General features: G+C 44.5%; 6 protein-coding genes. 1 reads left to right on the top strand and 5 read right to left on the bottom strand.

The genetic code is table 11. The features are described from left to right. Positions 1-133: 133 nt before the first annotated feature. The 5 genes from AACQ93_RS08805 to pepN all read right to left on the bottom strand — a co-directional run bounded on the left by AACQ93_RS08805 (position 134) and on the right by pepN (position 10,448). Positions 134-673, bottom strand: a complete 540-nt coding sequence (locus AACQ93_RS08805) for a cell division protein ZapC (RefSeq protein ID WP_064604132.1) — start codon at positions 671-673, stop codon at positions 134-136. 248 nt (positions 674-921) lie between these two features. Further along, positions 922-1,932 (bottom strand): quinone-dependent dihydroorotate dehydrogenase, encoded by a 1,011-nt coding sequence (pyrD, locus tag AACQ93_RS08800; protein WP_064604129.1) that lies wholly within the window; start codon positions 1,930-1,932, stop codon positions 922-924. A 347-nt stretch (positions 1,933-2,279) separates the two neighbouring features. Next, positions 2,280-7,106 carry an NAD-glutamate dehydrogenase gene (locus tag AACQ93_RS08795; protein WP_064604126.1) on the bottom strand — a complete coding sequence of 1,609 codons (4,827 nt, stop codon included), beginning with the start codon at positions 7,104-7,106 and terminating at the stop codon, positions 2,280-2,282. Positions 7,107-7,521: 415 nt separating this feature from the next. Continuing rightward, a complete protein-coding gene (locus AACQ93_RS08790) occupies positions 7,522-7,743 on the bottom strand; it encodes a DUF2835 domain-containing protein (protein ID WP_007467873.1) in 222 nt (73 codons plus the stop codon). Positions 7,744-7,823: 80 nt separating this feature from the next. After that, complete coding sequence (gene pepN / locus AACQ93_RS08785; RefSeq protein WP_064604123.1) at positions 7,824-10,448, bottom strand: aminopeptidase N; 2,625 nt, start codon at positions 10,446-10,448, stop codon at positions 7,824-7,826. A 494-nt stretch (positions 10,449-10,942) separates the two neighbouring features. Here pepN and pncB point away from each other — a divergent pair, with 494 nt between their 5' ends. Then, positions 10,943-12,133: a nicotinate phosphoribosyltransferase gene (pncB, locus tag AACQ93_RS08780; protein ID WP_064604120.1), complete on the top strand. Its 1,191-nt coding sequence runs from the start codon at positions 10,943-10,945 to the stop codon at positions 12,131-12,133. Positions 12,134-12,208: the final 75 nt, after the last annotated feature.

Below are 12,208 nucleotides of genomic sequence, written 5' to 3'. Positions count from 1 at the left end.
CGTCACAGGCTCGCGGTGATTCAATGCAGTTGCGTATAAATTTGCGTTAAAGTGCTAGCTGCACTTCATGTGGAAGCTAATAGAGTGGGAAAACTGCCCTGCTACCGGCCTGAGTTAGATATTTACTCAGGCGTTAGCCAACCAGGGCAAGATTCATTGGTAGTTCGACCTGAAAAGCCTTCATGCGGTCGTTCATGACCTTAATGGTGTCACAGAATGCCATCTCTTTAGATACATTCAGCGTTAAAGGCTCTACCTCGGCCAGCATACACAAGCTTGCGCAGCCACTGTTTTCTATAATCAGAAACTTAGCAGTTGCAAACTCTGTCTCTAATTCAACAATATCACCGTTTTCAGGCTCTACTCCGCCCTGTTGGTTTGTGAAGAACCAACTTTTCGGCATCATTGGCTTGTGAAAGCGACTAGCAGCTACAGCATTGAGCGCCAGTTCGGCCTTTCGCGGCAGAGTTAAATCTAAATGAGCAATGCTTTCCTGGAAGGTTTGGAAAACACTTGCATCATCGACTGTAAACACAGTCTTTTCAAAAGCAGAAGTGACAAGATGTTTCGTTGGAATAGATACACGGAAAACCATTTCTTCCCCCAGATCCAACATCAGGGAGTCATGCTTTGGGTCGTAATACCACATCCATGAATTGTTAGGCTTCAACACGTAATTGCTCCAAAATCAGTTCTTTATACTGCTTATCCAACAAGTCAGAAAAAACTTTAGGAGAATTTTACTGTGCTGATGGCAAAATAAAAGGGGAAAAATCATCACTAACTTACTGCTAGATCACTGAAATTTTGACAAAAAAAGTAGTTTATCAATATTGTAATAAAGCGCTCAGATAAAAAAGTACCTGCCAGAGTGATCATGGCAGGTACTTGTTATTGTCTGATTTTTCGAAACTAAGAGATTTAAGCGTTGGTAACGATATCTTTAACCAGCTTCGGTCCGTGATATATGAAGCCAGTATAGATTTGAACCAGCTGGGCACCTGCCATCATCTTTTCACGTGCGGCTACGGCAGAGTCGATACCACCTACCCCTATAATAGGGATTGCGCCATTAAGCTCTTCTGCCAAACGACGGATCACTTCAGTACTGCGATTCTGCAGAGGCCGGCCACTCAGACCACCAGCTTCGTTACAGTTCGGCATGTTTTCAACCAGAGAGCGATCCAGTGTTGTGTTAGTTGCAATCACACCGTCGATCTCATTTCGGATCAAGGCCGTAGCAACCTGGCCAATTTCGTGATCTTCAAGATCCGGCGCGATCTTAAGAGCTAGTGGAACATATTTGCCATGTTTTTCGGCTAGCTCTTTTTGTTTTTGCTTTAGCTGAGAAAGCAAATCGTCCAGTGCTTCACCATATTGCAGTGTACGTAGTCCCGGAGTGTTAGGAGATGAAATATTTACCGCAATGTAGCCGGCATACTGATATACCTTATCCATACAGATCAGGTAATCCTCTACCCCTTTCTCAATCGGCGTATCTTTGTTTTTACCAATGTTAATACCGATAACGCCGTCATATTTCGCTTTCTTGACGTTCTCAATCAGATTATCAACACCAAGATTGTTGAAACCAAAGCGATTGATAATGCCTTCCGCAGGGATTACGCGGAAAACACGTGGTTTATCGTTACCTGGTTGAGGTCGTGGTGTCACCGTCCCTACTTCAACAAAGCCAAAACCCATTGCACCGAATGCATCAATACATTCGCCGTTTTTATCAAGGCCTGCAGCCAAACCAACTGGATTTTTGAATTTGATGCCCATTACTTCAACGGGACGATCAGGAACGTGTTGACGGTAGAAAAGATCAAGAGGAGTGCCGGTAAAGCGAGAAAAGTTCTGAATAGCTAGATCATGTGCTTTTTCAGCATCAAACTGGAAAAGTACCGAACGAGCGAGGCGGTAAATCATTGTACCTCCTTAAAAAGCCCCGTATAAACGGGAGTACATTATTCACAGTTTAGCGTTGCAATTCAACGAGTATTTTTTGTCGTTGGCTTTGAAAAATAGCCAGTTCCTTACAATACAAGGGATTAGCGGCAAAAAATTAATTTTCTTAGCCTCCAAAAAATGCAAACGATTACGTTGTACAGGTTAAAAGTTAAGCTAATTCAATGTTTATCACAAGATATCAAGTATCTATAACTTATTATCACAGCCACTCCCTTCTCTCTCCTTTTAGCCACATAAAAAAGCCGCTAAATTTTTGCATTTAGCGGCTTTTAACCTAGCCAATATTTTTGTTTATGAAATGAACATTATGCTGGTTGACAGTTGATATTGAGCAACATCAGTTCACGCAATGCTACAGAGAACTTGGCAAATTCATGAGTTTTACCCACTTTGAATTCAGCAAGAACTGTATTCCAGCGTTGAATTGCCTGCCTGTTGTCATCCATCCAATTCTCAATCAGGGCTTCAGCTTCTTCACCTTCCTGACAGCTTGTGATTACAGCCGTTGTCAGCTGTCGCTGCTGCCAGTCAAGATCTTCACGGAATGAAGCTCGAGCCAATGCCTGCCAGTGATTTTCGACTGGTTGATTGTGAATCTGCTTGAGGAACCAATGAAGGGACATATCCGCGCCAACCACAAAGTAAACCCTCGAAATAAAGTCGATGTCTTTATCCAACTCTTTCCCGATTTGTGCAATATCAAGCGCAGAGTACAAGCTGCTTAAACGCGCAATGTTATGCGCCAGCTGAGCAGGAGCGCCCTCTTTTATCATTTCCTCTGCCTGTTCGTTATGCTCATGAACCTCTTCTGTTACAAGGTAACTTTCAAGATTATCGCGAAGCTTATGAACAATTGGCTGATAGAAGCTGACCTGTTGTTCAATACCTAACTTGCGGTCACGGTTACGAAGGATCCACCGAGTTACCCGACGTAGCATTCTGCGACAACGGTACAGCATTTCATATTGAACACTGGCCGAGATAACGTTATCCAATTCACGGATCTGGAGGAAGAATTTATCAAAGCTGAACACTTCCCTGCCGACAGCATAGGCTGACGAAATTTCAGAAACGGTTGCACCAGTTTCTTCTCGCAATCGAGTGACAAAGTTACAACCCATTTCATTAGACATCTGGTTGGCTAACGATGTCGCAATCAGTTCACGTTTCAGTGGATGGTTTTCCATCTGAGTTCGATATTGCTCTTGCAATGCTTGAGGGAAGTAAGAAGGCAGTAATCGGTTATGATAAGGATCATCTGCGATCTCATCGCTAACCAAATCTTCTTTCAATACCATCTTGCCATAGGCCACCAATACCGCCAGCTCAGGTCGTGTCAGACCAACTCCTGCTTTCTCACGCTCAGCCAGTGTTTCATCGTCTGGCAAGTATTCAAGTACGCGATCCAGCTTACCTTCCTTCTCCAGATGGTGGATGAAGCGAATTTGTTCTTTCAGCAACTGTACCTGCTGCTGCTGAGTGACGGAAATCGATTCACTCTGGCAATAAGCATCATCCAGAACAATATCTGAAACTTCATCTTCCATCTTCTCGAGCAGTTCATTACGCTGTTTGTTGGTTAAATCTCCACTAGCAACCAGGCTGTTAAGTAGGATCTTGATGTTGACTTCATTATCCGAGCAATCAACACCGCCTACGTTATCAATAAAGTCGGTATTGACCAGGCCACCATTCAGGGCGAACTCTACCCGTCCAAGTTGAGTCATACCCAGGTTGCCGCCTTCACCGACAATTTTGGCCCGCAGGTCCTTACCATTGATGCGAAGCACATCATTAGCGCGGTCACCAACATCAGAATCCGTTTCTGATTCAGCCTTAATATAGGTACCAATACCGCCATTCCACAGCAGATCGACATCCATCTTTAATATCAGACGAATAAGTTCGTTCGGTGGCAAAGCCTGTTTGCGGGTACCGAGTAGTTTCTGAATCTGAGGTGTCAGCTTGATCGACTTGCTGCGGCGTGAGAATACACCGCCACCTTCTGAGATCAGTTTAGGATCATAATCTTCCCAACTGGATCTTGTCATGTTGAACAGGCGATCACGTTCTTTCCAGCTGGTGGCTGAATCCGGATTCGGGTCGATAAAGATATGGATATGGTTAAATGCTGCCAGTAAACGGGTATGTTTAGATAAAAGCATACCGTTACCAAACACGTCACCGGCCATATCACCAATACCAACACAAGTGAAATCAGTATTCTGGCAATCAACACCCAATTCACGGAAATGACGCTTAACAGATTCCCAACCACCACGGGCAGTTATACCCATCTTTTTATGGTCGTAGCCGTTAGAACCACCTGAAGCAAAAGCATCACCCAGCCAGAAGTTATAATCTTCCGACACTGAGTTGGCCAAATCTGAGAAGGTTGCTGTGCCCTTGTCTGCCGCAACAACCAGATATGGATCATCTTCGTCATGGCGGATCACATTTGCTGGTGGAATCAACTCACCATCGATGATGTTATCGGTCACATCCAGCAGTGCACGAATAAAGCGTTTGTAACAACGCTGTCCTTCTGCCCATATTTCTTCACGGGTTGTCAGTTGTGGCTGGCGCTTACAGACAAATCCGCCTTTCGCACCAACAGGAACAATAACGGTGTTTTTAACCTGCTGGGCTTTCACCAGTCCAAGGATCTCGGTACGGAAATCTTCCTGACGATCAGACCAGCGCAAACCACCGCGAGCAACCTTGCCGCCACGTAGGTGAACACCTTCAATATCAGGCGCATAAACAAAAATCTCAAAGAACGGCACCGGAGCCGGGATCTCAGGAATGTCTGATGGTCTCAGTTTGAATGATAACCATGGTTTAGATTTACCATTTTCGTCGTTTTGGTAGTAATTAGTGCGCTGGGTTGCCCGAATCATCTCCATGTAACGCCGGATGATCCTGTCATCATCTAGGCTTTCGACATGATCCAGCTGTTTGTTCAGTTTCTCGATAAGATCCAGCTCGGCTTTCTCCGAATGTTTCTTCGTCGGGTCAAAGCGCAATGCAAATAAGGCAACCAACTCCCTTGCCAGTGAGCTGTGGCTGGACATGGTTTCTTCAATATAGTGCTGACTGAACGGGAAACCGACCTGGCGCATGTAGCGGGCATAACCACGTAAAATAGTAATTTCACGACCAGTCAGACCAGCACACAATACAAGACGGTTAAATCCATCACTTTCCAGCTCGTTATGCCAGATAGCAGAGAATGCTTCCTGGAATCTGTCTCGGGCTTCACGCAAATCAATACCGGTACAGGCATTATGGAGCATGGCAAAATCCAGGATCCAATATACAGTACCGCTTGAGGTAACCACTTGATAAGGTGACTCACCGATAACACGTAATCCGAGGTTTTCCAGCATCGGCATGACATCTGACAGATGAATAGGCTCATCTCGATGGAACAACTTCAACTTCACGAAATGCGAGTCAGCATCTTCTTCCTGCGGACGGTAGAACAGCATACCCAGTTTGCGTTCTTCACTCAGGTTTTCCAGGCGTTCAATGTCGGCAACGGCAGAGCCAGGAAGCATCTGCTCTTTATACGACCGAGGGAATGCACGGGCATAGTTTTTAGCCAAAACCGTACCTTTGCTCTCACCGAAATTAGCAATCAATGAGTTGCTCAGGCGGTCATCCCAAGATGATGCCGCTTCTACTAGGTTATGCTCAATCGCTTTAACATCAATGTCAAAGTTATTATTTTCAACACGCACAATGTAATGGGTTCTGGCCAGCGGACTTTCTGAGAAAAACGTAGTGAATTCAACATCCTGATCAGAACCAAACGATTCTTTAAGGACTTCCTGAGTTTTGCTGCGAAGTTCAGTGTTATAACGCTCTTTGGTGACATAAACCATGCAGGAGAAGAAGCGACCGAAAGGATCTCGCCGCACAAACAAACGTAATAAATCACGATCCTGCATTTGAACAACGCCGCAACCAACATCCAGCATTTCTTTTTCGTTGGCCTGGATCAGCTCATCGCGTGGATAGGTTTCCAGCAGGTTGTTCAGTGCTTTCCAGGAATGAGAGCCGGATGGATAACGGCTTTCATCCAGAATTCGTGACATTTTGTTGCTGATGAGAGGAATATTCATAGCTGTCTGATGATAAGCCGTAGATGCGTAGAGCCCGATAAATCGGTGCTCACCGATAACATTACCTTCCTTGTCAAAGCGGCGGATACCGATGTAGTCGGTGTAAGCCGGACGATGAATTTTCGACTTCGTGTTACTCTTGGTCAGAATCAATAGCTCAGGTTTGCGCGCTTCAATGCGAGCTGACTCTGGCAACTCTGACAATTTCATCCGCTTGGCTTTCTCCGGCTTACCGAGCAAACCAAGCCCCTCTTCTTTACATGGAACTAACTCATAATCACCTTCGATTGGATTCAAATCGTATTGGTGGTAGCCCATGAAAGTGAAGTTGTTGCTTTTCACCCAATCCAGGAACGCGATAGCTTCCTGACGATGCTCATCATTAACGGGTAATTCTGTCGTTTTGAGTTCATCGACAATTTGCTGCATTTTGGCGAACATGGATTGCCAGTCGTTCACAACTAAATCGACATCCTGAAGCACTTGCTCCAACTCTTGTTTCAGTGCTTTCATTTCGTCTTTTTGATTCAGACGATCCACTTCGATATGGAACAGAGTCTGTAGATCCCCTTCTTCGCCACATGCTTCAGTGATCGCGCCTTTTTGATTTCGTTTGAAATAATACGGGCCGTTAAGCATTAAGTGGCTTGTGATACCCAAACGGGTCAGGGTCATGCGAACAGAATCGACAAGGAAAGGACGGTCTGGTGTGACTATTTCCACTACGGTATGTGTTGACTGCCAGCCGTAGCGGCTAAGTGTCGGGTTGTACACCCTTACTGAAATTTGATCCGGTTTGTTTTGCACTAAATGATGCCACAAGCTCAATACAGCACCATATAAATCAGATTCATTCCGTTGAAGCAGATCATCATCTGCCAATTGTCCTAATAATCTTTGAGCAAAGACTTCTACTAATGACTGCTGAGGCGTCTCAATCTTATCCTGGATTAAGCCATATACCTTCTCAAGCAGTACCGGCACTATAGGGTCAGGTGCGGTCATAGCAAATGCTCCATCTTTATATCTTTTATCGATCTAGTATAGGTTTTTATGTCGTCCCCATACGCAATATGGGGAGTTTCACGCCTGGATACGGATTTTGATCCGTGGAGCTATTGTAGGGCGTTTTGTTGCAACAGAGTTACAACAATAACACTAAAACGAGAAGAGAATATCGAATATGTGACTAATGTTGAGGTTTTGAGTAGTCGGAATATCTGATTTAAGGCTAAATAAACAGAAATAACCAAAATCTCTATTAGATTAGGCCTAACTATTTATTTCTTTTATTATTTTTTCTAATGACGAATTATATGAAAAGTATCGTGACACCGTCACATTCAAAGATTAAATATCACCTTGGTTCTGTATTTGATAGATACCTTTGTTACAAAAAGATGAATATTTTGTCTAAACATCACAGAATGCGTTCTATTTTATCAAGGCGATTTTGTTCGTTCACTATTACTCTGAACCGCCCTCTTACACCCAGCTGACTCAAAAATGGACGAAAGCGTGATGCAGGTAACTGAAGACGTAATCCATTATCGGTGATAACCAGCACTGTACTGGCTGCGCCGGAGTAATGATTGAGATAGTTTTGGTAGGAAATATTGACGCTGAATGTATAGGATTTCATAGTATCGAAAATAGAAACGAAGAGCGAAAAGTGGCGAGATCTGTGTATCTCGCCACTTTTATCTTGCTGTTACTGAATGATTATTGCTCCAGAGCTTTCTGGATCTTCTCAAACAAATCTTTAGCCAGACTTTCAAGCTGAGACAATTTTTCCAACTCTGCTCGCATCAGTGCCTGACGCTTCTCGTCATACTGGCGGTACTTAAGGAACGGTTCGATCAGGCGAGATGCAACCTGAGGGTTGCTGGCATTCAGCGTAGTCAGGATCTCTGTCAGGAACTCGTAACCTGAACCGTCTTTAGCATGGAAACGTACCGGGTTATTGGCACAGAAGCTTGCTACCAGGCTACGAGTACGGTTAGGGTTCTTAATATCAAATGCCGCATGCGACATAGTATTTCGAACATTTTCCAATGCATTCTCTGCCGGGTTAGAGCCTTGCAGTGCAAACCACTTATCCATTACCAGACCGTCATGAGTCCACTTATCACTGAAATCTGCCATCTGGGCTTCACGGCACTCCAGTTCAGCATTGTTAGCCGCTGCCATTGCTGCCATGGTGTCCGTCATATTGTCAGACTTCTGGTATTGCTCTGATGACAGTTTGTTACCATTAGCCGTTAGCGCGAGGTAAGCCAGGCAACGGTTACGTAATGCACGCTTAGCCATTGCGTCATGCTCAATGGTGTATGAAGCCTGTGTCAGTGAATGGTAGATAGCGCTGAATTCATCTTCCATCTCAGAAGCCAATACTTTTTCAAGTTGGCTAACTACTTCATGGATTGCATCGACATCAACCGTTTTATACCAACCTGCGATTTCATTCTCGCTTGGTAGTGTCAGCATCTCAGCTATAAATGCAGGATCCAGTTTTTCGTCAAGCAATACACCACGGAACGCATCAACAACAGACTCAGGAATTGCAAATGATTCACCCTGCTGAACACGTTTCACGTTCTCGCGAATATATTTAGCCAACAGGATCTGGCCAGCGTCCCAACGAGCAAACTCATTGCGGGCATGTACCATCAGGAAGGCTAGCTCTTCATCGCTGTAATCGTATTCCAGAACGACAGGTGCAGAGAATTCACGCAGCATAGAAATCACAGGTTTCTCAGCAACATTATCAAACTCAAAGACCTGCTCTTCTTCGGTAACATCAAGTACATTATGCACTTTTTCGCCATTACGTTGTAACGCAACAACTTCACCTCGCGCATCATACAGCTCGATATCAAATGGAATGTGCAGCGGCAACTTCTCTTCCTGGCCCGGAGTTGGTGCTGTATTCTGCTTGACAGTGACACGGTAACGCTTCTGTTCTGCATCATACTCAGTTGCAACATTTACAACCGGTGTACCGGCTTGGCTGTACCAACGGCGGAACCGTTCAAGGTCGATGCCTGATGCATCTTCCATTGCCTGAACAAAATCATCACAAGTTGCAGCTGTACCGTCATGACGTTCAAAGTACAGTTTCATACCTGCCTGGAAACTCTCTTCGCCTAACAGAGTATGCATCATTCGAATCACTTCACTACCCTTTTCATATACAGTCAGGGTGTAGAAGTTATTCATTTCGATCACTTTTTCCGGACGGATCGGGTGAGACATCGGGCCACGGTCTTCTGCAAACTGAGGACCACGCACGATGCGTACATTCTTAATTCGGTTAACCGGACGAGAACCCAAATCTGATGAGAACTCCTGATCACGGAATACAGTCAGGCCTTCTTTCAGACTCAACTGGAACCAGTCGCGACAAGTTACTCGGTTACCTGTCCAGTTATGGAAATATTCATGACCGATAACAGCTTCAATACCTTGATAGTCAGTATCTGTTGCTGTTTTTGCGTTTGCCAGAACAAACTTAGAGTTAAATACGTTCAGGCCTTTGTTTTCCATTGCCCCCATGTTGAAGAAATCAACGGCAACGATCATGTAGATATCAAGATCGTATTCCAGACCGAATCGCTCCTCATCCCACTTCATGGAATTTTTCAGCGATGTCATTGCGTAGTCAGCACGGTCAAGGTTGCCTTTGTCGACGTAGATTTCCAGTTCAACATCGCGGCCGCTCTTTGTGTTGTAAGTGTCACGCAACACATCGAAGTCACCAGCAACCAGCGCAAACAGGTAGCTTGGTTTAGGGAACGGATCCTGCCATTGTACCCAGTGGCGACCATTTTCAAGTTCACCAGAGTCAACACGGTTACCATTACTTAACAGGAACGGGCATTCGGCTTTGTCTGCAATCACTTTAGTTGTAAAGCGAGCCAGTACATCAGGACGGTCAAGATAATAAGTGATACGACGGAAACCCTCGGCCTCACACTGTGTACAGAAGCCACCACCTGACTTATACAAACCTTCCAGTAGTGTATTTTCTTCCGGATTAATCTCTGTTTCGATAGTAAGTTCGAAATCAGCAGGAACACCGCTGATTGTCAGGCCAGAATCGTCTTCAACATAATCGGTCCACGCTTCACCGTTCACTTCAACGCGAACCAACTTCAGGCCATCACCGTCTAAAACAAGTGGTACAGGCTGCTCAGATTTACGCACTACCTTACTGACGGCTGTTACGTGAGTTGCCGTATTATGAAGATCAAATTCAAGAGAAAGATCGGTAATCGTGTAATCTGGAGCCTTATAATCAGCTCGGTATTTTGCTGTTGGCTGTGTAGCTGTTGGTTTTTCGGCCATTTTCTTTTCCTTAGTTATCCGCGTTCAGGCATCTGCGCCATACATAAGCGGCTGACACATGTCATTATTCTGCCTTTGAAGCAGTCACACAAGAGTAGTCCCCAAGTTATACCAGATGTTAAATATAAAGCAGTATTAACTGGTTAATATGCAAACACTTCGATGGCATATGATACGTCACTTTAAAATAATCATCTGATAATTCTTGTATTCTGCTATCCATCTTACATATTTTATGAGTGTAAGCTCATATAATGGAGCGCAGAGTTTTATAGAAGTTCGCTTCTTCTTGTATTCACAAATTAACCCTTAGAGTTAATAGGGTGATCTACAGAGGATAAGTCTGTATTAAAAAATATGGAGAGCAGACTTGTTGTTTTCAAGGTTTCAGCGTATGGTACTGCCCTCTTTTTTGCCTGTTTTTAAAGGTTTCAGCCAAATTTGGCAAAAAATAATGTAAAATTCTCGGATTGCGATATACAACTCAATTAGCTATGACTGATACAGGACACACAAGGGTAATCGACTCCCTGCTTGATACGGATGCATATAAACTTCATATGCAGCAAGCGATTTTCCATCAATACCCCAATATTGAGGCCGCTGCAGAATTCCACTGCCGAAGCGATGAAGACCTCCGTCCTTACTGTAACGAAATCCAGGCTCAGGTTAATAAACTGGCCGAACTCTCCTTTACTGAAGAAGAGCTGGAATATCTGGCGACACTTCCTTTCTTCCAGGAAGACTACCTGAACTACCTGAAAGACTTCAAGCTTGATAGTAACAGTGTTGCCATCGACAATTCAGGTGAGCAACTGACGATTAAAATTACCGGTAAATGGCTTGATGTAATCCTGTGGGAAGTGCCATTACTGGCAATTATCAGTGAAGTGCGCTCATCCATTCGCTACCCTGACGCTTCTGCTGATGATGCAATCGCACAGCTCAAACGTAAGCTGGAAGACTTTTACAACAATGCCGAAGGTCAGGACCTGAGCCAGTTTGCTCTGGTTGATTTCGGCAGCCGTCGTCGATTCTCTAAAGAAGTACAGCAAAAGGTTGTTGATTACCTGAGCGAAAATGTGCCGCAATTCAAAGGTACTTCTAACTATCATCTTGCACGAACCCGAGGCCTGACGCCTGTCGGCACCCAAGCACATGAATGGTTCCAGGGACATCAGCAACTGGCTGGCGAACTGGCTGATTCTCAACAGCTGGCCCTCAATCGCTGGCTACAAGAGTACCCGGACTCACTGGGGATTGCCCTGACCGACTGCATCAATATGGATGCATTCCTGCGAGATTTTGACCTTCGTTTAACTGAGCGTTTCAGCGGTCTGCGTCATGACAGTGGTGATCCAATTGAATGGGGTGAGAAGGCAATCAGACACTATGAATCACATGGTATCGACCCGAAGACCAAAACACTGGTGTTCTCTGACAGCCTAACTCTGAACAAAGCGCTGAATATTTACAAGCAATTCGCCCATCGTATCAACCTCAGTTTCGGTATCGGCACCCAGCTGACTTGCGATCTGCCGGATGTAAAAACACTGAATATCGTTATCAAACTGACTGAATGCGAAGGTCGTCCTGTTGCAAAAATCTCGGATGAGCCAGGTAAAAGCATCTGTCATGACGAAGAGTACCTTTCAAGACTTCGCCATGCTTTCAAAATTGCATAAAAACATATTGTTCAAATATTAAACAAAACATTAAAAGGCTTGCTGTTTCAGCAAGCCTTTATTTTTGTATACCCT

It is taken from the genome of Photobacterium sp. J15, from assembly GCF_963870815.1.
Classification (GTDB): domain Bacteria; phylum Pseudomonadota; class Gammaproteobacteria; order Enterobacterales; family Vibrionaceae; genus Photobacterium; species Photobacterium marinum.
This window is presented reverse-complemented; position numbering and strand designations above follow the sequence as displayed.

Bases quoted from the DNA above. Each gene is read 5' to 3' on its own strand.
- pyrD (WP_064604129.1), bottom strand. From the start codon at position 1,932: ATGATTTACCGCCTCGCTCGTTCGGTACTTTTCCAGTTTGATGCTGAA.
- AACQ93_RS08795 (WP_064604126.1), bottom strand. From the start codon at position 7,106: ATGACCGCACCTGACCCTATAGTGCCGGTACTGCTTGAGAAGGTATAT.
- AACQ93_RS08790 (WP_007467873.1), bottom strand. From the start codon at position 7,743: ATGAAATCCTATACATTCAGCGTCAATATTTCCTACCAAAACTATCTC.
- pepN (WP_064604123.1), bottom strand. From the start codon at position 10,448: ATGGCCGAAAAACCAACAGCTACACAGCCAACAGCAAAATACCGAGCT.
- pncB (WP_064604120.1), top strand. From the start codon at position 10,943: ATGACTGATACAGGACACACAAGGGTAATCGACTCCCTGCTTGATACG.